The organism is Flavobacterium sp. 140616W15 (assembly GCF_003668995.1).
In the GTDB taxonomy this organism is placed as follows: Bacteria; Bacteroidota; Bacteroidia; order Flavobacteriales; family Flavobacteriaceae; genus Flavobacterium.
Map to the genome: position 1 here is coordinate 298,544 of NZ_CP033068.1, position 24,970 is coordinate 323,513.

Consider the following 24,970-nt stretch of genomic DNA (forward strand, 5'->3'; position numbering starts at 1 on the left):
AAATTAAAAAAAAATGAAAGTATTTAGATTTAGAAATACAAAATTTAAGATAATTTTATAAAAGAAAATCTCGTTATTTATAGTAAAAGTACTTATAATTAACGAGATTTTTATCTGTAAATGAGTATTTTAGATACCTAAAAAGTTGCTAGGTGTAATTTTCATCAGCTCAGCTTTGATTTCTTCTGAAACATCTAGAGTTGCAATAAAACTATGAATAGCGTTTTTGTCAATTGCTTCATTTGTTCTAGTTAAACCTTTTAATGCTTCGTATGGATTTGGATATGCTTCACGACGCAAAATGGTTTGAATTGCTTCGGCAACAACTGCCCAGTTTTTTTCTAAATCTTCATGGAATTTTGATTCATTTAAAAGTAATTTATTCAATCCTTTTAATGTCGCTTCAAAAGCAATGATGGTGTGACCCATAGGAACACCTACATTTCTTAAAACAGTACTGTCAGTTAAATCACGTTGTAATCTTGAAATTGGCAGTTTAGCCGAAAGATGTTCAAAAATTGCATTGGCAATTCCTAAGTTTCCTTCAGAATTTTCAAAATCAATAGGGTTAACTTTATGTGGCATAGCCGATGAACCAATTTCTCCAGCTTTGATTTTTTGTTTGAAATATTCCATTGAAACATAGGTCCAGATATCTCTGTCTAAATCAATGATTATATTGTTGATTCTTTTTAAAGCATCAAAAAATGCTGCAAAATGATCGTAATGTTCTATTTGTGTCGTAGGAAAAGAATGGTGTAATCCTAAAGTGTTTTCTACAAAATTACCTCCAAATTTTTTCCAGTCAATTTGTGGATAAGCAACATGGTGTGCATTGTAGTTTCCAGTTGCTCCACCAAATTTTGCAGCAAATGGGATATTAAATAACAAACGCATTTGCTCCTCAATACGTTCTACAAAAACGCCAATTTCTTTACCTAAACGAGTAGGAGAGGCTGGTTGTCCATGAGTACGAGCAAGCATAGGAATGTCTTTCCATTCTACACTAAGCTCTTTTAATTTGGCAGTAAGCGTAATTAATGATGGCATGTATACTCTTTCAAAAGCTTCTTTTGTAGAAAGAGGGATAGCTGTATTATTAATGTCTTGAGAAGTTAATCCAAAGTGGATAAACTCTTTGTATTCAGACAGGCCTAGTTTTTCAAAAGCATCTTTGATAAAGTATTCAACCGCTTTTACATCGTGGTTCGTTACTTTTTCAGTTTCTTTTATCCAAAGGGCATCTTCTGTAGAGAAGTTTTTATAAATGTTACGTAAACTTTCAAAAAGATCTGAATTTACGTTTGCAAGCTGTGGCAATGGCACTTCGCATAAAGCAATAAAGTATTCAACTTCAATCAATACCCGGTATTTAATTAGCGCTTCTTCAGAGAAAAATGGAGCTAATGAAAGGGTTTTGTTTCTATATCTTCCGTCAATTGGCGATATGGCATTTAATTCGTTTAAAGTAGTCATTGTTGTGTTGTTAATTTTGAAAGATGCAAATGTAAGTTATTGTTAAAACTTCTGAAAGTTACTTGCAAGTTATTATAGTTAAACATTGTAATTTTAAATGATTGTCTTAAAAATTTTATCCCAAATAGTAAAATAAAAGCCAAAATTGTGAGATTCATTTTTATGATGGTTCGAATGGAATTGCGTGGTCGAAATCCATTTAGTAACACTATTTTCTTTCCAGAATTCAGGAAAAATGTCTTTGTTTAAATGCCCTAATATCCCGTAAGATAAATTGAGGATTAAATATAGTATTATACTGAAACAATTGAATTCTAATATAGAAATTAGAATAAGCCATATAGCGCCAAAACCTAGAGTCTCGATTGGATTAAGAACAAATAAGCTATATACATTTGTGTCGATATGGGTGTGATGTAATTGATGAATGGGGTGAAACCACGCTAACTTATGAGCCAAATAATGAAAGCAAAACATAAAAAAATCCATCAAGAAAATTAATAAAAGAGTGTCTAATACTATTGTAAAAAATGAAGTAGAAAAGTCTATTTTAATAATTTGATATTGATATAGTTTATAGCCTATTAAAGTTACTAGCGTGTTACATAGTAAGGTGCTAACAACCCATTTTATATCTGATTTTTTTATTTTTGTAGCCTCAGGATCAATTATTTTACCAATACCAATTGCTAAAAACATAAGTGCTAAATTCTCGATAAGAAAAATTGTTATAACAGTATATATGTTACAATATGATAATAAGTCGAGTAATTCTTCTGGTATCATGTTTATAGTTTTCTAATTTGTTATTTCAGCTAATTTTGTTTTTAAGATTTCCATTCCTTTTGAGGCTATTTCAGGAATAACTTCAATTTTGTTTCTCAAGTTTGGAATTTTAATGGGCTTTGGATCAATGTAAAAAAGAGGTGCGTTAGCAGGAGTATATGAGATTAATCCAGCAGCAGGGTATACTTGCAGTGAAGTTCCTATTACAGCAAAATAATCTGCTTGTTCCGCAATTTCTATTGCTTCTTCTAAGGCTGGAACTTCTTCGCCAAACCAAACGATATGTGGGCGAAGTTGATTTCCTTTTTTGTCTAAATGATTCATGAACAAATCATCATGCCAATCTAAAATATAATTTAAATCTTGGGAACTTCGTACTTTTAGTAATTCACCGTGCAAATGTAGAACCTTGGAGCTTCCGGCACGTTCATGTAAATCATCGACATTTTGAGTTATGATATGTACATCAAAATCCTTTTCCAATTCGGCTAAAATAATATGCCCTAAATTAGGCGTTACTTCTTTGAGTTGTTTACGTCTTTGATTATAAAAATCAAGAACCAATTCAGGATTTTTGTACCAACCTTCAGGTGTTGCTACATCCATTACATTATGACCTTCCCATAGACCATCACTATCACGAAAGGTTTTGATACCACTTTCGGCGCTAATTCCAGCTCCAGTTAAAACGACTAGTTTCTTTTTCATTTCTATCTTATTCTAAAAAAAATAAAATTAGTCAATTTATAAGCAAAACAGACTATCAATTTTGTAAAGAATGAATTTATCAAAGTATATGTTTTTTTAGTATTTTTACTATAAGTTAATTTCAAAAGATTGATCTATATTGTTTTGGATTTGCTAACAAACACATACTTATTGAAGATTTTTAAATGATATTAATACAATTTACAGGTTTATCGGGTTCTGGAAAAACTACATTGGCAGAAAATGTGGGGAGTTTATTATTAGAAAAAGGATATAAAGTTGAAATAATCGACGGTGATATATATAGAAAAACACTTTGCAAAGACTTAGGATTTTCAAAAAATGACAGATGCGAAAATGTGAGACGCCTTTTTAATGTTGGTCAGGATTTTATTAAATCAAAAGTTATTGTATTAATGTCAGTAATTAATCCTTACGAAGATTTACGAAATGAAATAGGACAACATGAGTTTGTTAAAACCGTATTTTTGGATAGTTCTATTGATAACTTAATTAAAAGAGATCCTAAAGGTTTGTATAAAAAAGCCTTATTACCAGATAGTGATAGTAATAAAATTAGAAATTTTACGGGAATAAGTGATGTTTATGAAGTTCCCTTACATGCTGATTTAATGCTAAAAACTGACTCAGAATCGGTGTCGGTTTCAACTGACAAACTTTATTGTTTTATAATAGAAAATATACCTAATACCACTATTTAAAGTATTGTTTATTTCTAACAGTCATTTATGTTGATTGTTTTTGTGAAATATATATGTTTACGTTGCAATACGATAGAAACTTAATAATAAATTTATAAGAAAATATATTTATAAAAATGGAAAACTCAGATCATCCTCTTTTAAATTGGATTCCGAATAAGTTAGTCGAAACAGATGGTAACATCTATTTTGAATGGATTTATCTAGGAGATAAAAGGTATGTAGATCCTTTTTTTGATGAAACTCTTATGAAATGTAAAGTTCATTATAATAATTCAACAAGATACAAAGTAGTGAGTAGCGTAGAAAATCTTATTGACTGGTCTACAGAATTGGTTTCTGTAGAGTTAAAGTCATTATTGTTTCATGTGTCTCGCTGTGGTTCTACAATGATGTGTCAGTCTTTGGCTGTTTCTCCTCAAAATATTGTGGTTTCTGAAGCTCCAATTATCGATCAAATTATAAGAAGTGATCTTTTTGATCTGGATAAAAAAAGGATTCTTATTAAATCAGTAATAGCATTATTGGGACAGAAGAGATTTGTTGAAGAAAAGAATTTAATTGTAAAATTGGATTCTTGGCATACATTTCAAATTGATGAATTGAGAGCGATTTTTCCTGAATTGCCTTTTGCACTGCTTTATAGAAACCCAAGTGAAGTATTGAAATCTCATGCAAAATTAAAAGGAATGCATATGGTTCCCAATTTGTTGCCTGCTACTGTTTTCGGAATTAGTGATGAGGAAATTCAAACAATTAGTTTTCAGCAATATGGAGCTGTAGTTTTAGAAAAGTATTTTCAATCTTATCTTGATTTTTACGGTACAGACAAAAATGTTGTAATGTATAACTATGAAGAGGGAATGAAATCTATTTTGGAGCGTTTTTTATCTTTTATCGATGCCGATTATTTTGTAGAAGAAGTAGATCAAATGTGTGAACGTTTAACAAGACATTCTAAAAAAGGAGATGTTACTTTTAAGGGAGATTCTTTTACAGATGATGTTTTGGTAATAGATTTGACTAAGGGGAATAGTCTTTATGAGAAATTAAATAGTAGCATAGCTAAATCTTTGGTTACCAATATAACTTAGGAAATTGTTTTTATAGTCTTAATTGTGTGGGTTTTTAGTATTTTTGCCACAAATATTATTGAAATGATTGATTTAGATTACCTCGCTTTCCTTGAAAACATACTTACCGAAAACCGAAAGAACAAATTTTTAAAGGTTCTCGAAAACCGCACTAAACACTTTACTATTGTTGTCGAAGATATTTTCCAGATGCATAATACTAGTGCTGTTATGCGCAGTTGTGAAGTTTTTGGAATTCAGGAACTCAATGTTATAGAGCAACGTTATGGTAAAAGGATTGATAAAGAAATTGCTATGGGGGCTCAGAAATGGGTTGATATCAATGCATTTGATAACATTAGTAATTGTGTAGATACATTGAAGAATAAAGGATATCAAATTATTGCTACAACACCTCATGAGAATGACTGTTTGCTGGAGGATTTTGATATAACTAAGCCCAGTGCTTTATTTTTTGGTACCGAAAGAGATGGTTTATCAGAAGAGATTTTACAAAAGGCAGATGGATTTCTTAAAATTCCGATGGTAGGATTTACAGAAAGTTTGAATATCTCGGTTTCGGCTGCGATAATTATTCAGAATCTAACAAGCAGATTGCGAAATACAGAGATTGACTGGCATTTATCTGATGATGAAATTTTAGAAAAACGTTTGGCTTGGGCCAAAAGCTCAATTAAAGATATCAAACGAATTGAAGCTCGCTATTTTGAAGAGAATCCAAAATAAAAAAATCCCCAATTACATTATAATTGGGGATTTTTTTTGAGTTTCTAATTTCTATATTCAGTCTCAAAAGGTGATAGAGACTGAATATAGATATTGAAGATATTATTTAACGATAACCCATTCGCCAGAAGCTAATAAGCTTTCTGCTTTTTTAAATTTCATCGTTTCGATTGCTCCAGTAGCAACTTGTTGTACTGTTACATTATCATTACGATTAATTTTAGGCATATCTCTAGTAATAGTTTCAGTTACTTGACGTTGCTGAGTTTCTCCAGCTTCGCGGTTGATCTCTTCGCTATTTTCGATTTCGTCTTTACTTAATTTATAATTTTCTTTCTGACGGACTTCTCTTGCTTCCTGAATTTCTGGAGCGTTTTGAGCAGGTAAATCACCTTTGAATAAGAATGAAATTACTTCTCTATTTACGTTATCCAACATTGAACGGAATAAGTTAAAAGCTTCTAATTTATAAATAAGTAATGGATCTTTTTGTTCGTGAACGGCTAATTGAACTGATTGTTTCAATTCGTCCATTTTACGTAAATGTTTTTTCCAAGCTTCATCAACAATAGATAGAGTGATGTTTTTTTCGAAATCAGCAACTAATTGTGCACCTTCAGTTTCGTATGCTTTTTTAAGATCAGTAACAACATTTAATGTTTTGATACCATCTGTAAACGGAACTACAATACGCTCAAATTGATTGTTTTTCTCTTCGTAAATACCTTTAATGATAGGGAAAGCTTCTCTTGCACTACGTTCTGTTTTTTCAGTATAATAGGCTAAAGTTTCTTTGTATAATTTTCCTGTAATCTCATTTTCTGGTAATTTGATAAAATCAGCTTCAGATATTGGAGATGTTATAGAGAAATAACGAATTAATTCAAACTCGAAATTTTTAAAATCATTTGTTGCTTTGTTTTGGTTTACGATAAGTTCGCATGTATCGTAAAGCATGTTTGCGATATCAAGTTTTAAACGCTCTCCAAACAAGGCATGACGACGACGTTTGTAAACTACTTCACGTTGTGAATTCATAACGTCATCATATTCTAATAAACGCTTACGAACTCCAAAGTTATTTTCTTCTACTTTCTTTTGAGCACGCTCAATAGATTTTGTCATCATAGAATGTTGAATCACTTCTCCTTCTTGTAACCCCATTCTATCCATTACTTTGGCAACTCTTTCAGAACCAAATAAACGCATTAAGTTATCTTCTAGAGAAACGTAGAATTGAGAGCTTCCTGGGTCACCTTGACGACCAGCACGACCACGTAACTGTCTGTCAACACGACGCGAATCATGACGCTCTGTACCAATAATTGCTAAACCTCCTGCAGCTTTTACTTCTGGAGACAATTTAATATCGGTACCACGACCAGCCATATTGGTTGCAATGGTTACTACTCCTGGTTTTCCTGCTTCTTCTACAATTTGTGCCTCTTGCTTGTGCATTTTGGCATTCAATACGTTGTGTGCAACACCTCTCATTTTAAGCATACGGCTTAATAACTCAGAGATTTCTACTGATGTTGTTCCAATTAATACTGGTCTTCCTGCGCTAGATAGTTCAGTTACATCTTCGATTACAGCATTGAATTTTTCACGTGTAGTTTTGTAGATATAATCTTCCTTGTCTATTCTAGCCATAGGGCGATTTGTAGGAATCTCAACTACGTCTAATTTATATATTTGCCATAACTCACCAGCTTCTGTTACTGCAGTACCTGTCATACCAGCTAATTTGCTGTACATTCTGAAATAGTTTTGTAATGTAACAGTTGCAAAAGTTTGTGTAGCAGCTTCAATTTTTACATTTTCTTTAGCTTCAATCGCCTGGTGTAATCCGTCTGAGTAACGACGACCATCCATGATACGACCTGTTTGCTCATCAACAATCATAATCTTGTTGTCCATGATAACGTATTCTACATCTTTTTCAAAAAGAGCATACGCTTTTAACAGCTGTGTTAAAGTATGAATACGTTCGCTTTTTATACCAAAATCTTGAAATAATCTTTCTTTGGCTTCAGCTTCAGCATCTTTATCTAATTTTTGTTTTTCGATAGCAGCAATTTCCGTTCCGATGTCTGGTAATACGAAAAAGTCTGCATCTGTATCTCCTGAAAGGAATTTGATTCCATTATCAGTTAGTTCTACTTGATTATTTTTTTCTTCAATTACAAAATATAAAGCCTCATCAATTTTATGCATCTCACGATTGTTGTCTTGCATGTATTGATTTTCGGTTTTTTGAAGTAATTGTTTGATTCCTTCTTCACTCAAAAATTTAATTAAAGCTTTGTTTCTAGGTAAACTTCTGTAAGCTCTTAATAATAAGAATCCACCATCTTTAGTGTTTCCTTCTTTTATTAATTTTTTAGCTTCTGCTAAGAAACCATTTGCCAATTGGCGTTGTAAACTTACTAAGTTTTCAATTTTTGGTTTCAATTCATTAAATTCATGACGGTCTCCTTGAGGAACTGGACCAGAAATGATAAGTGGTGTTCTTGCATCATCAATTAATACTGAATCGACCTCATCGACGATTGCATAATTGTGTTTTCTTTGTACCAAGTCATTTGGCGAATGCGCCATATTATCTCTTAGGTAGTCAAATCCGAATTCGTTATTTGTTCCGTAAGTAATATCTGCATCATATGCTTTCTTTCTTCCTTCTGAACTTGGTTGGTGATTATCAATACAATCAACAGTTAAACCATGAAATTCAAATAAAGGTGCTTTCCATGTGCTATCACGTTTTGCTAAGTAATCATTCACAGTTACTAAGTGCACACCGTTTCCTGTTAAGGCATTTAGATAAAGAGGTAAAGTTGCTACCAAGGTTTTACCCTCACCAGTTTGCATCTCTGCAACTTTTCCTTCGTGTAATACCATACCACCAATTAACTGAACATCGTAGTGAACCATGTCCCATGTAATTTCTTTACCAGCAGCATTCCATTTATTAGCCCAGATAGATTTTTCTCCATCTATTGTAATATATGTTTTTGTAGCCGAAAGTTCGCGGTCTTTTGCTGTAGCAGTAACTTCAATTTGTGAGTTATCTTTAAAACGGCGAGCTGTTTCTTTTACTACTGAAAATGCTTCTGGAAGAATTTCCATTAATGTTTTTTCCGAAATTTCGTAAGCTTCTTTTTCTAAAGTATCTATAGCTTCGTAAATGTCTTCTCTTTTGTCGATATCTTCAATGCTTTCTACTTCTGCTTTAAGAGAAGCAATTTTCGCATCTTTTTCGGCTCTTGCGTCCTTTATCTTTTGTTTAAAAAATGCTGTCCTAGCCCTAAGTTCGTCATGCGACAAAGCCATTAAGCTAGTTTCGAAAGTTTTAATTTTGTTTAAATAAGGTTGTAAAGCTTTGACATCTTTTTGTGATTTATCACCTACAAAGACTTTAATAATACTGTTAATGAAACTCATGATCTGTTGGTATTTCTATAATTTATCTAAATGTGTAAATTTAAACAAAAAAAAAGCCTCTTTTTTGAGACTTTTTCTTTGGGGTTACTTTTTAATATTCATCCTCATTCCAAAGATAATCTTCGTCTGTTGGATAATCCGGCCATATTTCTTCCATTGATTCATATATCTCACCTTCGTCCTCAATTGACTGTAGGTTTTCTACTACTTCTAATGGAGCTCCTGCTCTAATAGCGTAGTCTATAAGTTCGTCTTTGTTAGCAGGCCACGGCGCATCACTTAAATATGATGCTAATTCTAATGTCCAATACATCTTTTGTCAATTTAGTTTGTGCAAAAATAATTTTTTTACTGAGAAAGACAAGTAAAAAATGATTTATTTTAGTAAAATTTAAGAACGTTCCTTTTAGTATTCAATTTTCTGTTACAGTTTACATTGCAAATACTAAAAACTGTAGCAGATTACTTTCTCGGAATCCATTTAACTTCCTCCGCTTTTAAGTCAGAAGACAACTTTCGTGCCAAGACAAAAAGGTAGTCAGAAAGTCGGTTTAAGTACTGAATAGCTATTTCTGGAACAGCCTCATTATGACTTAAATGGACTGCCAGCCGCTCAGCACGACGACAAACGCAACGCGCGATGTGACAATATGACACGGTTTGATGTCCTCCGGGTAATACAAAGTGCGTCATTTGTGGAAGTGCTTCTTCCATGGTATCGATTTCATTTTCAAGTAATTCGATGTCAGTTGCTACAATACCTAGATTTTTAAGGCGTAATTCACCGTTTTTTAAGACTTCTTTTTCTACAGGTGTAGCTAGAATTGCTCCTACGGTAAATAATCGGTCTTGAATTTCGATCAAAATAGCTTTATAATGTGCATTCATTTCCTGATCTCGTATAAGACCTATGTGTGAGTTTAGCTCATCAACGGTCCCGTAACTATCAATACGGATATGGTCTTTAGGAACGCGGGTACCGCCAAAAAGAGCAGTAGTACCTTTGTCTCCAGTTTTTGTATATACTTTCATTTTTTAAAGGGCTGATTTTTTAATTTATATCCTAACCTATTTTATGGTCTTTGTATCGCTTTCGATAAGGCCATCACGCAAACGAATGACGCGGTGTGCATAGGCGGCAATATCTTCTTCGTGTGTTACTAGAATCACGGTATTGCCGTTGGCATGAATATCACCAAATAGTTTCATAATCTCTACAGAGGTTTTACTATCTAAATTTCCAGTTGGTTCATCGGCGAGTATAATCGATGGTTTGTTAACTAATGCTCTTGCAATAGCGACACGTTGGCGTTGTCCTCCTGAAAGTTGATTAGGTTGGTGATCCATTCTGTCTTCAAGATTTACTTGTTTTAATACTTCGGTAGCACGTACAATTCGTTCCGATTTAGAGTATCCGGCATAAATCATTGGTAGAGCTACATTATCTAATGCAGTAGTCCTTGGTAAAAGATTAAATGTCTGGAAAACAAAGCCAATTTCTTTATTTCTAATTTCTGCCAATTCATCATCTTTCATCTGGCTAACATCTTTTCCGTTTAAGATATAAGTTCCAGAAGTTGGAGTGTCTAAGCATCCTAATAAGTTCATTAATGTTGATTTCCCTGAACCCGATGGTCCCATTAAGGCAACATATTCTCCTTTATTTATTTCTAAATCAATTCCTTTTAAGACATAAACAATTTCGTTTCCAAGTACAAAATTTCGTTTAATATTGGTTATTTTAATTAATGGATTTGCCATTGGAGTTTATGATTGTTGATTTACAATTTTTAGATTTTAAAAGTACAAAACACTTTTGAATTAATCATAAGTAGTTTAAAATACATTTTTGTTACAGTCAATTGTTGTTTGCGAGGAGATAAGGTTGTTTTTTAGGTGTAAGCTACAAAACAGATAAAAATACTTTATATAATTATTTGAAAAAATTACATAATTATCATATTTGATTAATTTTTGTAATTTTTATTTAATTAAAATCATAATATTTTGATAAATATTTAATTTTGCTTAAAAATAACATTATATTTGATGAATAACATTAACAAATCAGAATTATGAAAAATACACAATTATTATTCGGACTAGCATTTGTTGCCATGGGATTTGTCTCGTGTAAAGATGAAAAAGCAGCACAAGCTGAAAAAACTATTGATTCATATGTAGTATATGTAGATTCAATAAAAAATGTAACTGCAGAAAACGCTAAGACCAATTGGAAAGCAATTGAAAGTGGGTATGCAACACGTGTAGAAAAAGCTGAAATGGCTTTGGCTGATATCAAAGAGAATGCAAAAGCTCAAGAAAGATTAGAATCAAGTAAGGCTAAATATGAAGCTTTTAAAGCCGAAATGGCCGCTCTTAATGCACCAAGTAAAATGCAAAAAATGCGAGATGCTTTATTTGGAGAAGGAAAAATAGGAGAGGATATGAATTTTGATTGGGTAAATGCCAAAAACATTCATAGTGTTTACCAACAATTTGTACACACAGTTGAAAATAATAAAGACAGTTATTCTCGAGAAGACTGGGATAAGATTAAAATGATGTACGAAGCTCTTGATAGTCGTAAAAACACAGTTGAAAAAGAAGGACTTTCATCTGAAGATAATAGAAAAATTGCTGGGTTGAAATTGAAATTTGCACCAATGTATACATTAAATAGAATGGGAGCAAAATCAGAAGAAACTGCTAAAGCAAAAGAGTAGGTTAATTAAGTATTTATATTAGGATTAGGTTAAATTTGAATTTTGAGCAAAAATGACAGTCAGGAATGGCTGTCATTTTTTTGTTTATCTAATTTGATTTTCAATTATCATGAGATTTCAAATTTTTTTAAATCTTGTAAAAAAAGTTGCCAGATGGTCTCTTTAAAATTAGTCTTAAAAACACCAAAATGACCAATGTTTTTGACACTGAATTCTTTTGCTGTTAGATGTATTCTTGTTGTTTTAGCATTTTTAAATTGTGCGATGATCCAATCGATTGCAGCAACTGGAGCATAAAAATCATTTTCAATACTGTATGATACTATATTACAATTTATTCTGTTATAGTTTTCATGAGCATCTTTAATATAGTCAAATTGATAGTTTGGGTTCCTACACCATTTTGCCCATTCTAAAACCATTCCTTTTGGTAAATCTTCCATGCCACTAACTCTTTTGGAAGGAAAATAATTAAATAAATTAGTTATAATAGGAATTCCTAAGTACCATAAAAGTTGCATTTTAATTCTGTCAAAACCTTTCCAATGTATCCAACTTCCTGATTGTGATGCTACCATGATAACACCATCAAATAAATTATTAGAAGGGACTAAACCTATAAGTTGACCGCCAATACTATGAGTTATAATAAATAATTTGCTCTTTGGATTTTTGTTTTTAACGTATTGAACTACACTTTCAAAATCGTTTTGTGCCCAATTTGAAGCTGTTGTAGAAAATTTAGAAAGTGGTGTGGGTTTAGATTGGCCAATTCCACCGTAATCAAATGTGTAGACAGAATAATGATTATTGGAAAGAAACTTGGCAAAATTGGAATAGTAATTTTGCTTAACACCTGTGGCAGAGGCAATAATTATGCAATTTGCATTTGGAGTATCTGAAATGAACTCTTTTACGGCTATTGAATAGTGTAATGGTGTATCGATTTTTATTGCTTCCATAATTATAAAATTAATTATAAATGTAGAAAAAATAGTATTTCTTGTGTAATTAAGAAGCTCTAATTATAAAATGTTCTTTTTCTTGTTCGTATCTAAAAAAGACTAATCCCCATTGGTATGTATCGATGGTAACTTTTACTTTGGGATGGTTTTTTATTATTTCCCAGGCTTCTTCCATTTCTGGAGACCAATGGATGTCATCGAAAATCCAAACGGTATCATTAGAAACTGTGGGAAGTAATAGCTCAAAATAATCTAAAGTTGCTTTTTTAGAATGATTTCCATCAAAATAAATGAGGTCATAGTTTTTAGTTTCAGTTTTCAATTTCAATTGAAGACTTCTAAAGTAACTTTCAAATTCTGTAACAACCGATTCTACATTAGTACAATTAAATTTTTGTAATTGTAATTGAGCTAGTCTTGCCGTTTCAGGGCAACCTTCGAGTGTTGTAACTGTAGCTTTTGGGTTTCCTAAGGCTAGGGCAGAAGTGGCTAATCCTAATGATGTTCCGATTTCGAGAATAGAATTAGGTTTAAAGTAAGCTGTAATTCGAAATAGTAATTTAGTCCTTTTAGGTGAAATTCCAGCTGTTTTTGCAATTTTAGAGATCTGTCTCGTATTATTTTCAAAGATTTTTGATCCTGCACCAAAATCAGTTACTTCGATTGTGTTTTTATTTTGTAAAAATGATTTTCGATAAGTATTTAAAATGGCATATTCTGGTTTTGCTTTCTTATCATAAAAACATTTCGTTAGTAAGTTAAACACAAAAGGCGAATGCACTGCGTGTTCGTTTTTAGAGTTCCAAAGGAATTTAAAGTATGATTTTATTTGAAATAACATAATGACTTTTACAAAGTAGGCGCGAAGATACAAAAAGGCGAGAGGTGTAAAGTCTAAAGACATAAAGTAAAATGTGAAAAGTAAAATGTGAAAAAGGAGCCTTTATGATTTCGGACTATGAATTTTTAAGACTCTAAAAAGACTATATTTGCGGGCTTTAAACAATAGGTTTTTTTATGATGACGAAGGAAGAAATGGAAATCAAGAATACAATAACTTCGGAAGAAATAGACCGATGTATTGCTGTTTTAGCTCAATTAAACACCGATACCGATCAAATATTTGATATTCCCAAAGAGAAAAGAATTGCTTTGCTTAAAGAAGCAGGAATGTTTTCTAGACCAGACAGAGGTGAGTTTTCTAGAAGAATTAAAGACGGAAAAGAAGCTACCAAGCGTAAAAAAGAAAAAAAGGATAAAACGGCTCGTAAAGAAACCGGAATTCGATATGCTCGTGAAGCTAGTATATTTGTCGCACCAAAGTTATTGGCTTATACTGATCTTGCAAATAAAGAGCAATTAGAATTAGAAACGCCTAGAAATTGCTATGTATGTAAAACGGGATTTACTAAAATGCATCATTTTTATGATACAATGTGTACTGACTGTGGTGATTTTAATTATGCCAAACGTTTTCAAACTGCAGATGTAAAAGGACAAGTGGCCGTGATAACAGGTTCTCGTTTAAAGATTGGGTATCATATTACATTAATGCTTTTGCGTGGTGGAGCAACTGTTATTGCAACAACTCGTTTCCCTGTTGATTCTGCATTGCGATTTTCTAAAGAAGAAGATTTTATGGAATGGGGGCATCGCTTAAAAATTCACGGATTAGATTTACGACATATTCCTAGTGTGGAGATTTTTTGCAATTTTATAGAGCAAAAGTATGAGCGATTGGATATTTTAATTAATAATGCTGCGCAAACGGTGAGACGTCCAGCAGGATTTTATACCCATTTGATGGAAAATGAAGAGCTTGCAATATCTTCTTTACCTAAACAAGCACAAGAATTATTACTAGATCATACTAATTGTTTGGATGAGCTAAAAGTATTGACTTCGGGAGCTTCTTCTAATCAAAATATGCCAGTAACATGGCACGGTCCTGAGCCTGGAATTGGATTACGTGCTTCGGCTAAATTATCTCAAATTCCGTATTCTTTTGATAATGCGCTTGTTGCAAATGAGGTTTTTCCAGAAGGAGAGCTTGATGCTGATTTACAACAGGTTGATTTACGTAAAACCAATAGCTGGCGCCTAAGATTGGGACAAATAGAAACGACTGAGATGATTGAAGTTCAATTAGTAAATTCGGTTGCGCCTTTTGTTTTATGTAATCGTCTTTCGGAAGTAATGAAGAAAGATAATACAGGGAAAAAACATATTATAAATGTTTCGGCTATGGAGGGTAAGTTTCATCGCTTTTTTAAAGAAGATCGTCACCCACATACCAATATGGCAAAAGCTGCCTTGAATATGTTAACGCATACTTCATCGGGAACGTTAGCAAAACATGGAATCTTCATGAATGCTGTTGATACAGGTTGGGTGACCGATGAAGATCCTGCTGAATTAGCCAAAAAGAAGCAAGAGCTTGAAGATTTTCAGCCGCCATTAGATATTGTAGACGGTGCTGCGCGTGTAATGGATCCTCTATTCGACGGAATTAATACAGGAAAGCATTGGTGTGGTAAATTCTTAAAAGATTATAACCCGATTCCTTGGTAGAATTAGTTTTGAATCTCTGACACAGTCTCAGTTTTTTATCTCATAAAAAAAGCCACAACAGAATTAAATTTTGTTGTGGCTTTTTTTGCTTGAGTAAATGATGCTGTCTAAATTACAATTAGTTATTTCTTGATATCCAGTTTCATTTTTAAAATAGGATACTCTTTTCCTTCATCATCTTTATCGGTTCTGTCGTATGGTAGAAAACCAAATTTGGAGTAAAAATTAACTGCATTATGATTTTGTTCGTTTACATCAACTTTGTTAACGCCAAGTTCATTGATGGCAAAATTCATCAATGTTTTGCCAAGTCCTTTTCCTATATACTCTGGAGCTAAGAATAACATTTCTATTTTATTCTCTGCAATACCAATAAAACCAAGAACCGTATCAGCTTCTGTCAGGCAAAAAACGGGAAAAGAATTGAAATCGATAGACGATACGATTTTTTTATAATAATCAATGTCAGATGGAACAAGAAAATCATGTGTGGCACGAACAGAATTTTCCCAAACAAGAATCAACTGTTCTTTAAAATTATCATTGTAAGGTTGTATTTCAAAGCTCATTTTGTGTTTTTTACAATAGTTATTTTATAAAATAAAACCACAACAGAATTAGATTTTTGTTGTGGCTTTGTTATTTAATTAAAGCTAGGCTTTTAGTATTCTTTTCAAGGTTTAATAAATAAACAGTGAGGTAGTAGTTTAGTTTATAGAAATTAATTTAATGTCAAAAATAAGCACTGATCCTCCGGGAATAGAGCTATAATCATTGTCTCCATATCCTAAATGAGCAGGAACGATAAGTGTACCGCTACCTCCAGTTTTAAAATAAGGAATACCTTCTGTCCATCCTTTTATAACTTGGTTTAAACCAAAAGAAATTCCAGCACTACTTTCGTCAAATACTTTTCCATCGATAAATGAGCCTTTGTAAGCTACTGTAACATTAGATGTTGGTGTTGGTTGCGCTCCAGTTCCAGGTTCGTTAATTACATAATATAAACCAGATTCAGTTCTATGAGCATCCAATTTATTTTTGGCTACATAATCTTTGATTTGCTGTTCGTTTTTAGCAACATTGTCAACAGGAGCGTCAGTGCTTTCGGCTTTTTTGTTTTTAGCACAAGAAATAAAAAGTGTTAAGGCTAATAGTGCAGGTATAAAGTGTTTCATGTAAAGGGATTTTTTAAAGGCGTAAATATAGTATAATTTTAGTCTCGATTTTTAGTCTCAGTTTACGGTCTCGGTACTCATTGCTATTATTTATGTAGCAACTTGATATTTGGCTATCTTGTGTAAGCTGAAAATTGTAAATGATTACTAAATCACGTAACTAAATTTATTAGGATTGTTTATCATGTAATTGATTAGTTTTCCAATTTCAATGCTTCTGTCATTTAAATTATCAAAAGTTTCTTTGGTTATGTAGTTGCATTGTAAACAAAATTGTAACCAAACATTTGTTTCAGAGTTTTCAGCATCGCTATCAGTAAGTTTGCTTATAAAATGATTCACCTATCTTCTTTTCTGATATGATTCAGAAATATTAGCAGATACGCTTCTGGATGAACGATGTATTTGGTCGCTAAGAGAGTATTTTTCTTCAGAAGGAAATGATTTTGATAGTTCAAATATTTCCATTGCAAGTTGAAATGATTTTTGATACGCTAATAATTCTTTAAATCCCATTAATTTAATTTTTACGAGTAAAGTAAAATAAGACAAAACCTGCTATTTTGATTTAAATAAGTTTTGGTTAAAAATTAAATATAAAAGGAAAATCATAATTACTGGGGAAAATTAAAAAAGCCACAACAAGATTTTACTTTATTGTGGCTTTTATTTTTATATAAAATAAGAGGTTTTACTGTTCAACTGTAACTAAAAGCTACTCATGAAACTGAAAACTGAGACTGAATTTACCCTTCAATCTTAGCAGAAAGCTCAAACCAGCGTTCTTCTTTTTGATCTATTTTATTAATGATATTTTGCAACTCATTGGCTTTTTTCTCAATGTCGGCATCGGCTACTTTTCCGTCAGAGAATAATTGCTCAATTTTAGTTTTATCTATCTCTAAATCTTTGATCTCTCTTTCTAGTTTTTGATATTCTTTTTGCTCATTAAAAGTTAGGTTTCCAGTTGGATTGTTTTGTTTCCAATCTTTCTTTTCGGCTTTGTTTTCTTCTTTTTGAGCTACATCAGCACTATCTTCATACGCTCTAAAATCGGAGTAGTTTCCAGGAAAATCCTCAACAACACCTTGTCCTCTAAAAATGAATAAGTGATCCACAATTTTATCCATAAAATATCTATCGTGAGAAACTACTAATAAACATCCTGGATAATCTAAAAGAAAACTCTCCAAAACGTTTAATGTTACGATATCTAAATCGTTTGTAGGCTCATCTAGAATAAGGAAGTTAGGATTCTGAATTAGGACAGTACATAAATACAAACGTTTTAATTCTCCACCACTTAATCTATCTACAAAATCGTATTGTTTTTTAGCATCAAAAAGGAAACGTTCTAATAATTGTGAAGCCGATATAATCTTTCCTTTCATCAACGGAATATATTCTCCGTATTCTTTGATAACATCGATAACACGTTGTCCTGGTTTTGGGTTGATTCCGCTTTGAGTATAATATCCTATTTTTATTGTTTCTCCAACAACAACTTTTCCTGAATCTAGCGGAAGTGTCCCTGTTAATAAATTAAGGAAAGTCGATTTTCCAGTTCCGTTTTTACCAATAATTCCGATACGTTCTCCACGTTGAAAATCAAAACTGAAATTATCTAAAATAACGTGATCTTTGAATTTTTTAGAAATTTTGTGAAGCTCAATAATTTTGCTTCCCATACGTTCCATATTAATTTCAAGCTCGACTTTATTTTCGCGACGACGACTTTGTGCTTTTTCTTTAATTACATAAAAGTCATCCTGACGCGATTTAGATTTTGTTGTTCTCGCTTTTGGCTGGCGACGCATCCATTCTAATTCTTTTACGAATAGGTTTTGTGCTTTATCTACACTTGAGTTTTCAGAAGCAATTCGCTCTTCTTTTTTCTCTAAGTAATAAGAGTAATTCCCTTTGTATTGGTATAATTTTCCGTTGTCTAATTCTATGATTTCATTACAAACACGCTCCAAGAAGAAACGGTCGTGTGTTACCATAAACAACGTGATGTTTTCTTTTGCAAAATAACTCTCTAACCATTCAATCATTTCAAGATCCAAGTGGTTGGTAGGCTCATCCAGAATTAATAAATCAGGACGATTGATAAGAATAATAGCTAATGATAAACGTTTTTTCTGACCACCAGAAAGACTTTTTACTTTTAGTTTAAAGTTCTCTAGCTTTAGTTTAAATAGAATTTGCTTGTATTGTGTTTCGAAATCCCAAGCATTGTGTTGATCCATTCCGTCAAAAGCTTTTTGATATGCTTCTTCATCTTCAGGATTTTCTAATGCTTTTTCGTAAGCTTCAATAACTTTTAGAGTTTCATTATCAGAAGCAAATATGCTTTCTTCGATAGTAAGTTCCTCTTGTAAGTTATTGTTTTGCGAAAGAAAAGCCATTCTGATTCCTTTTCTTAAAACTACCTGACCTGTATCTGGTTCTTCTAAACCATTGATAATACTCATAATAGTTGTTTTTCCAGAGCCGTTTTTGGCAATGAAAGCAATTTTTTGGTCCTTATTGATTCCAAAAGAGATGTTGTCAAATAAGGTTCTTTCACCAAATGACTTGGATATATTTTCTACAGATAAGTAATTCATGGAAATTTGTAACTGAAAATCAGTTTTTTATTGTTTAAAAATAAGTAACTCAATTAGTCTCTACATTTTTAATAGCAGTTCCTAAAAAAGTTCGCGCAAAGATAGCCTTTTGGAGCAAACAAAAAAAGGGACTTTTTAGCTATCTTTTTCATTGTATTTTACATAGTTAATTTAAAATAACATCCCTTTTTATGAGAGTTGGTAAGTCAGTTTGTTTTGATTGAATAGGTATAGTAAGGGTATCACAAGAAAAAGGACTGAGATTGTAAGAGTCATAAAATAGGTTTGCTTCTGTTTGTTTAAGAAAATAACTACAATTTTAAATTTTGTATTCTTACAAAAAACAAATGGATTAATTGTCATAAGTCCAAAAATGACATACTCAATCAGTATGTTTTTTTCTTAAAATATTTGAGTCTCCAATTTTTCTTAAAATTCAAATATTACAGGGAAATTGTAGCATATGCCAATATTTTTTGGATGTATAAATTGCAATAAAATCATTTTGAGATAGTCTCATCTTATTGCTAAAATTATTTCGCTATACTTTTTTTTAAACTTCTTTTCTTGCTAATTATTTAATTTTAACAGTATTTATTTTCAATATTGAAATATTAATTTATTATTGCTTCATAAAGAAGCGATAGAAAGATTGAATTAATTTACTTCTATTAGATATCGTTATGAGGTTAAAATGGAATTTTATAAAAAGAAGATTAGAAGTAATATTAACTAAAACCAAGCAAATATGAGATGTAAAATTATGTATGGAATTATTGTGATGAATATGGTGTTTTCTATCGCCAGCTATTCTCAGATAAAGAAAGATAGTATTGTAAGAATAGAAAAAGACAAAAAAGAGACAAAATTAGTTAAGGAAGAAGCACAAAACGTGATGTTGAATGCTTCTAATGATAATGGTCCCCGAAATGTAAATATTGGTTTACCAGCTAGTATTGGTGGTACTACAATATTAGAAAATGGACTTCCTGTTGTTTACAATTGGGTAGGTCAAAATCCTACAAGCGCTTGGCGAGCAGGATCTGGTTTTAGTAAATTTCAGGTGCAAACAGTTGGTGAAACTGCTATTTCTATAGGTGATGTGGGAGTTTCAGTAAGTACCTATAGTAATAGAGGAACAGAAAAGCATCAGCAGAATTTGGCTTTTAATTCTAATGGATTTGGGCTTTTAAGGGGAGATGTGAGTTTTAGTGGCCCTTTAAAAAACAATTGGTATTATGCTGGAAGTGTGTTTTTAAATTTTGACCCCGGTACTTTTAAATCTGATTTCACAAATTATTTTGATAAAACTCAAATTTATAAAGGGGTAATTAGTAAAAAATACAATGGAGGCAAAGGAGAGATTTCTGTGCAATATAAGTTTGCAAATTCAGAAGGAATTAGTTCAAAAGTAAGTCCATATACCTATAATTTGGATGGAACAGTAAGTCAGTTTGGGAATTTTAAAATTGGTAGAGATTCCTATTTAGAACGTTCTGGAAAGTCAACAATCATTAATCCGATTACGGGACTAAGAGAAACACTTGATCAGATGAAAGATATGGGATCTACGACTAATGCTGTAGATATCATGGGAAACAATGCATTAACTAATGGTATGAAGTTAGATTACGTTGTTCGTTTTCAAAATGCTAAATCGGGTTTGTATAATCCCTATTTTACAAGTTTAAGAAAAATTGATGCTTCAAAAAATCGCTATGTGTATGTAGATGATCAGGATCAAGTATATCAAGGGGATTATGTACAGGGAGTATTAGCTCTTAATACACCAAAAATTTCTCAGAATACTATTATGGGAAGAGTTGATCTAAGTAAAAAAACACAAAAACACCATTGGTCAATTGGTTTAAATGAATTTAATTATAAGATAGATAATTCTTATCAGGCTAGCTATAATATGGTTCAGGAGGTAGCAGATAATCCTGGTAAATTAATTACTCAGATAAAAGATAGTAATGGAAACTGGATAAATGATTCAAAAGTTGATGAGTATGGAAATTCAGGTTATAATGCGGCATTACAATATTATTCGGGTAACGAGAATAAATTAGCACTTTACGGTACTGAAAAATGGACAGTGAATGATAAGTTAGAGTTTAATTTTGGAGCTCGATTAGAATGGCAACGTATTGATGGTTTGTGGTATCCTAAATCTAGCAGGGATGCTGCAAAAGAAGATGGATTTATAAACAATCAAATGGATATGTCTAAAAGACAGGCAATACAAAAAGATTGGTTCAATAAAGCATTCACGGCTAGTTTCCTTCATAAAACATTTGATAATGTTGGTTTCTTGGGAGACATTTCTTATACAGAAGTAGCAGGAAATTTAAGTAGTTATTCGGGTGCTGATGATCCTAATATTTCGCCTTCGCAGATTCCTGGAGCCTCTGTGGGGACTTATTTTAATCATCCTTTAGTGAGTTTAGTTTCTAAAATTACGTACATACAACGCAACAATTTTAAAAACAATTCTTCTTTTCAAGGTGGGCACAAACAGACTATTACCTACGATATTCAAACAATAGGATGGACAACCGATATGGAAGTAAAGCCCTTTAAAGGTTTTAAATTTCATGCGTTGCTGACTCTTCAAAATCCAGAATACAAAAATTTTGTGGTTGACTTAAGTGAAGTTGCCGCTGAAGGAAATAAAATTTATGATTTTAGTGGAGGAACTGCTCGTAGTGTATCAAAAGTGCTTATTGAGTTGGATCCAAGCTATTCTTATAAAAATTGGAGATTATGGGTTAGTACACGTTATTTTAGTAAAGAAGCGGCTAACTATCCGAATACGCTGTTTTTTGCAAGTCGCTGGGAAACCTTTGGAGGTGTTGCTTGTAAGTTGAATAAAAAAATAGATTTGAATCTTAATGTTGTGAACTTTTTAAATCAAAAAGGAGCACAAGGATCTATTTCTGGAACAAATACAACTACTATAGAAGAGGCTCAAGCCTTTGATGGTAGACCATTAGTTGGGACTTACATACGACCTTTTACAGTTGAATTTGGAATAAAAGTAAAATTATAATTAACGAAATCTATCATTATGAAAACGCATAAAATTATCTTCTTATTGGTTGTCTTTTTTACAGCAACTTCAATTAGTACGGCACAAAAATCTAAAAAAGCAATTAAAACAAGTCCACAAAAGGTTACCTTTTATATTGCTCGTCACGGAAAAACGATGCTTAATACACTCGATAGAGTACAAGGTTGGTCTGATGCGCCATTAACTCAAGAAGGAGTTGAAGGAGCAGAATTTTTAGGCAAAGGGCTTAGAGGAATTGACTTTAAAGCAGCTTATACAAGTGATTTAGGACGTGCGACTCAAACAACCAATATTGTATTACAGGCAAGAGGGGGTGAAAAAATAGCTATTATTGAGAATGAAGGATTGAGAGAAACCAATTTTGGAAGTTATGAAGGTGATTTAAATTCAAAAATGTGGGGTGATGCCGCAATCTATTTACATTTTCCAACTACAGAAGCTCTTTTTGCTGATGTAGGCAAAAAGGGAGTGAAAGAAGTGCTTTCGGTAGTGAAAATACTCGATAAATTAAATATGGCAGAAGATTATGACCAAGTAAGAACACGTACTCAAAATGCACTGAAGTCTATTGCCGAAAAGGAAGCGACTAGTGGTGGTGGAAACATATTTATGGTAGGACATGGAATGGCAATAGGTACTATGTTGTCTAATATAACAGGAGAAGAAGTACCACGTTCCCATATGGCAAATGCTTCTGTGTGTAAAGTAATCTATGACAAAGGTAAGTTTACTGTAGAATCTTTTGGAGATACGAGCTATATTGAAAAAGGAAGACAAAGCATAGGTAAATAGAAAGGAAAGCATTTGTTGCTTCGAACAAAATAAAATGAAAAAAGGCATGACCTAAAAACTTAATATATGAAAACAAAAACCATAAAAACAGTTACAATTCTCTTTTTATTCCTTTCTTTTTTTAATGTAAATGCACAAAAAAATAAAAAGAAAACTGCTTCAGAAGATAATATTGTTACTTTTTATATCGCTCGTCATGGAAAAACTATGATGAATACTCTAAAAAGAGCTCAAGGTTGGGCAGATACGCCACTTACTCCACAAGGAATAGAAGTAGCTGAATATTTGGGAAAAGGACTAAAGGACATTTCTTTTAAAGCAGCTTATTCTAGTGACTTAGGCAGAGCACATCAAACGGCTCGAATTGTATTAGATACAAAAGGAGATAAAAACATGAATATTATCACAAATGCAGGATTTCGAGAAGCATGTTTTGGTCGTTTTGAGGGCGATTTAAATGACAATATGCTTACAGCAGCTTCTATATATATGCATTATCCTTCCACAGAAGCCATGCTAAAAGATTCTGGGGAAAAAATGATGCGAGATTTATTTTCAGCTATAAAAGCAATGGATAATCTTGGAATGGCAGAAAATTTCGATGATTTGAGGTACCGTACACAAAGAGCATTTCAGGAAATAGCTGAAAAAGAAGCCGCAACAGGAGGTGGAAATATCTTGCTTACGTCACACGGATTGGCAATAGAAGTTATGCTCTCAGGTTATGATTCTAAAATACCAGTTACCGCACAATTAGGAAATGCCTCTGTGAGTAAGGTAATTTATAAAAATGGAAAATTTACAGTAGAATCTGTTGGGGATATGAGTTATGTAGAAAAAGGAAAAAAAGAATTATCATCTAAATAGGTTACTCAAAAAAGATGCAAATAAATAATAAAAAAGAGGTTTAACTTTTAATTAAAGTTGAACCTTTTTTTTTGGAATGTAATTGATAATCACTCTTTAATTAAGGAGTGACATTTGTTTATTCTTGGTTCTTGTTATTTCTTCATAAACTTGTACTTCATTTTTTTTCATCCTCTCAAATAGAATAGTTAAGTCTGGTTGAAAAAGAATAGCATAAAAAAGAAGCTAAGTCAAATTCAAAAAGATAGAGAAGGAAGTGCCTGATTTTCCATCGCTTTCCATTTTTATGGTACCACCATGTAGTTCTACAATTTGTTTGGTAAGATGCATACCTAGTCCAGTTGTGTATTCACCAGCTGTTCCTACACGTTTTGCTTGGGTAAATTTATCATATATATATTCTTGTAAATTTTTAGGAATACCAATTCCGTCGTCTTTTACAACTAGTTTTAGTTTATTGTTTTCGGTAGAAGTAGAGATGTCAATAGCTCCATTTTCATATGTAAATTTAAGACTGTTAGATAGTAAGTTATGAATTACTCGTTCAAATTTTGGACGGTCAATCTTAATCGTTTTACCGAAATTAAGGCTCTTTACTAATGTAATCTGTTTTTGCTCCAGTTCCTTAGAAAAATAAGTAATGGATTCTTCAATTAGACTATCAAAATTTTCTTGTGTATAAAAGGTTGGTTCTTCAGTTACTTGCTCAGTTATTAGAACATCTTCGATAATTTTAAAGGCAAAGTCACAACTTTGATTTAAATAGTCTACCAGCTGTTTGTTTTCTATAAGTTTAAGATTATTTTGAAGCATGTCGCTTATCATTCTTATAGAAGCAATTGGATTCTTTAGATCATGAGCAGCCCATTGCATCGTTTGTTTTTGAATGCTAAGGCTAGAATTTAGATGATATATGATGTCATTTTGAGAAATTGTACCTACAAAAGTCTCCTTGTCATATACCATTAAAACATTTTGTCCACTACTGTCCATGATATTAAGAACATCAGTAATTTTATCCGTTTTGTAAACAACAGGTTTTTCGGTGAGGCAATCTATAATAATTAAGTGTTGTTTTTTGGCTAAATCAGAAGAGGTAAGAATACCAATGGCTTCATTTTCTTCCATTACAACAATCCCTTTTTCTATATACTCGCTACGTCTTGCTGTTACAACACCTGCATAGGCATCTAATGTAACATAATCGTAATTTACAAATGGTGTTATACTCAT

At 32.2% G+C, this 24,970-nt stretch carries 21 protein-coding genes and 1 pseudogene; 8 read left to right on the plus strand and 14 right to left on the minus strand.

The window, feature by feature from the left end; all coding sequences use genetic code 11:
- Positions 1-129: 129 nt before the first annotated feature.
- The 3 genes from purB to EAG11_RS01345 all read right to left on the minus strand — a co-directional run bounded on the left by purB (position 130) and on the right by EAG11_RS01345 (position 2,970).
- Positions 130-1,476, minus strand: coding sequence for an adenylosuccinate lyase (purB, locus tag EAG11_RS01335; RefSeq protein ID WP_129537533.1), 1,347 nt, complete (start codon positions 1,474-1,476; stop codon positions 130-132).
- A 93-nt stretch (positions 1,477-1,569) separates the two neighbouring features.
- Complete coding sequence (locus EAG11_RS01340; RefSeq protein ID WP_129537534.1) at positions 1,570-2,262, minus strand: sterol desaturase family protein; 693 nt, start codon at positions 2,260-2,262, stop codon at positions 1,570-1,572.
- A 12-nt stretch (positions 2,263-2,274) separates the two neighbouring features.
- On the minus strand, positions 2,275-2,970 hold the full coding sequence (locus tag EAG11_RS01345; protein WP_129537535.1) for an NAD-dependent deacylase: 696 nt from the start codon (positions 2,968-2,970) through the stop codon (positions 2,275-2,277).
- A 185-nt stretch (positions 2,971-3,155) separates the two neighbouring features.
- Between EAG11_RS01345 and cysC the strand changes: the two genes are divergently transcribed.
- The 3 genes from cysC to EAG11_RS01360 all read left to right on the plus strand — a co-directional run bounded on the left by cysC (position 3,156) and on the right by EAG11_RS01360 (position 5,512).
- Positions 3,156-3,692, plus strand: a complete 537-nt coding sequence (gene cysC / locus EAG11_RS01350) for an adenylyl-sulfate kinase (protein ID WP_129537536.1) — start codon at positions 3,156-3,158, stop codon at positions 3,690-3,692.
- A 116-nt stretch (positions 3,693-3,808) separates the two neighbouring features.
- Entirely contained in the window at positions 3,809-4,786 is a 978-nt protein-coding gene (locus EAG11_RS01355) for a sulfotransferase family protein (protein ID WP_129537537.1), read from the plus strand.
- A 63-nt stretch (positions 4,787-4,849) separates the two neighbouring features.
- Positions 4,850-5,512, plus strand: a complete 663-nt coding sequence (locus tag EAG11_RS01360; protein WP_129537538.1) for an RNA methyltransferase — start codon at positions 4,850-4,852, stop codon at positions 5,510-5,512.
- A 102-nt stretch (positions 5,513-5,614) separates the two neighbouring features.
- Here EAG11_RS01360 and secA read toward each other — a convergent pair whose 3' ends face one another.
- From secA to EAG11_RS01380, 4 genes are all read right to left on the minus strand, one after another.
- Positions 5,615-8,956, minus strand: a complete 3,342-nt coding sequence (gene secA / locus EAG11_RS01365) for a preprotein translocase subunit SecA (RefSeq protein WP_129537539.1) — start codon at positions 8,954-8,956, stop codon at positions 5,615-5,617.
- 91 nt (positions 8,957-9,047) lie between these two features.
- Entirely contained in the window at positions 9,048-9,269 is a 222-nt protein-coding gene (locus tag EAG11_RS01370) for a DUF2795 domain-containing protein (RefSeq protein WP_007138072.1), read from the minus strand.
- A gap of 149 nt (positions 9,270-9,418) precedes the next feature.
- On the minus strand, positions 9,419-9,988 hold the full coding sequence (locus tag EAG11_RS01375) for a cob(I)yrinic acid a,c-diamide adenosyltransferase (RefSeq protein ID WP_129537540.1): 570 nt from the start codon (positions 9,986-9,988) through the stop codon (positions 9,419-9,421).
- A gap of 36 nt (positions 9,989-10,024) precedes the next feature.
- On the minus strand, positions 10,025-10,717 hold the full coding sequence (locus EAG11_RS01380) for an ABC transporter ATP-binding protein (protein ID WP_129537541.1): 693 nt from the start codon (positions 10,715-10,717) through the stop codon (positions 10,025-10,027).
- Between the two features lie 314 nt (positions 10,718-11,031).
- Between EAG11_RS01380 and EAG11_RS01385 the strand changes: the two genes are divergently transcribed.
- On the plus strand, positions 11,032-11,682 hold the full coding sequence (locus EAG11_RS01385) for a DUF6565 domain-containing protein (RefSeq protein ID WP_129537542.1): 651 nt from the start codon (positions 11,032-11,034) through the stop codon (positions 11,680-11,682).
- A 107-nt stretch (positions 11,683-11,789) separates the two neighbouring features.
- On the opposite strand, the gene EAG11_RS01390 is transcribed toward EAG11_RS01385, so the two are convergent.
- Both EAG11_RS01390 and EAG11_RS01395 read right to left on the minus strand, forming a co-directional pair.
- Entirely contained in the window at positions 11,790-12,644 is an 855-nt protein-coding gene (locus EAG11_RS01390; RefSeq protein ID WP_129537543.1) for an alpha/beta fold hydrolase, read from the minus strand.
- Between the two features lie 49 nt (positions 12,645-12,693).
- On the minus strand, positions 12,694-13,488 hold the full coding sequence (locus EAG11_RS01395) for an O-methyltransferase (protein ID WP_129541009.1): 795 nt from the start codon (positions 13,486-13,488) through the stop codon (positions 12,694-12,696).
- Between the two features lie 179 nt (positions 13,489-13,667).
- Here EAG11_RS01395 and EAG11_RS01400 point away from each other — a divergent pair, with 179 nt between their 5' ends.
- The gene (locus EAG11_RS01400; protein WP_129541010.1) at positions 13,668-15,218 is read left to right on the plus strand and encodes an SDR family NAD(P)-dependent oxidoreductase; all 1,551 of its coding nucleotides are present in this window, start codon (positions 13,668-13,670) and stop codon (positions 15,216-15,218) included.
- 122 nt (positions 15,219-15,340) lie between these two features.
- On the opposite strand, the gene EAG11_RS01405 is transcribed toward EAG11_RS01400, so the two are convergent.
- From EAG11_RS01405 to EAG11_RS01420, 4 genes and pseudogenes are all read right to left on the minus strand, one after another.
- Positions 15,341-15,787: a GNAT family N-acetyltransferase gene (locus EAG11_RS01405; protein ID WP_129537544.1), complete on the minus strand. Its 447-nt coding sequence runs from the start codon at positions 15,785-15,787 to the stop codon at positions 15,341-15,343.
- Between the two features lie 138 nt (positions 15,788-15,925).
- On the minus strand, positions 15,926-16,396 hold the full coding sequence (locus tag EAG11_RS01410) for an FKBP-type peptidyl-prolyl cis-trans isomerase (protein ID WP_129537545.1): 471 nt from the start codon (positions 16,394-16,396) through the stop codon (positions 15,926-15,928).
- A 147-nt stretch (positions 16,397-16,543) separates the two neighbouring features.
- A pseudogene (locus tag EAG11_RS01415) lies at positions 16,544-16,912 on the minus strand (four helix bundle protein).
- A gap of 230 nt (positions 16,913-17,142) precedes the next feature.
- Positions 17,143-19,005 (minus strand): ABC-F family ATP-binding cassette domain-containing protein, encoded by a 1,863-nt coding sequence (locus EAG11_RS01420; RefSeq protein WP_129537546.1) that lies wholly within the window; start codon positions 19,003-19,005, stop codon positions 17,143-17,145.
- Between the two features lie 748 nt (positions 19,006-19,753).
- On the opposite strand from EAG11_RS01420, the gene EAG11_RS01425 reads away from it, so the two are divergent.
- The 3 genes from EAG11_RS01425 (at position 19,754) to EAG11_RS01435 (ending at position 23,737) form a co-directional block, all read left to right on the plus strand.
- Positions 19,754-22,057, plus strand: coding sequence for a hypothetical protein (locus tag EAG11_RS01425; protein ID WP_129537547.1), 2,304 nt, complete (start codon positions 19,754-19,756; stop codon positions 22,055-22,057).
- A gap of 18 nt (positions 22,058-22,075) precedes the next feature.
- Positions 22,076-22,870, plus strand: coding sequence for a histidine phosphatase family protein (locus EAG11_RS01430; protein ID WP_129537548.1), 795 nt, complete (start codon positions 22,076-22,078; stop codon positions 22,868-22,870).
- A 66-nt stretch (positions 22,871-22,936) separates the two neighbouring features.
- A complete protein-coding gene (locus EAG11_RS01435) occupies positions 22,937-23,737 on the plus strand; it encodes a histidine phosphatase family protein (RefSeq protein ID WP_129537549.1) in 801 nt (266 codons plus the stop codon).
- Positions 23,738-23,962: 225 nt separating this feature from the next.
- On the opposite strand, the gene EAG11_RS01440 is transcribed toward EAG11_RS01435, so the two are convergent.
- Positions 23,963-24,970, minus strand: coding sequence for an ATP-binding protein (locus EAG11_RS01440; RefSeq protein ID WP_129537550.1), 1,008 nt, complete (start codon positions 24,968-24,970; stop codon positions 23,963-23,965).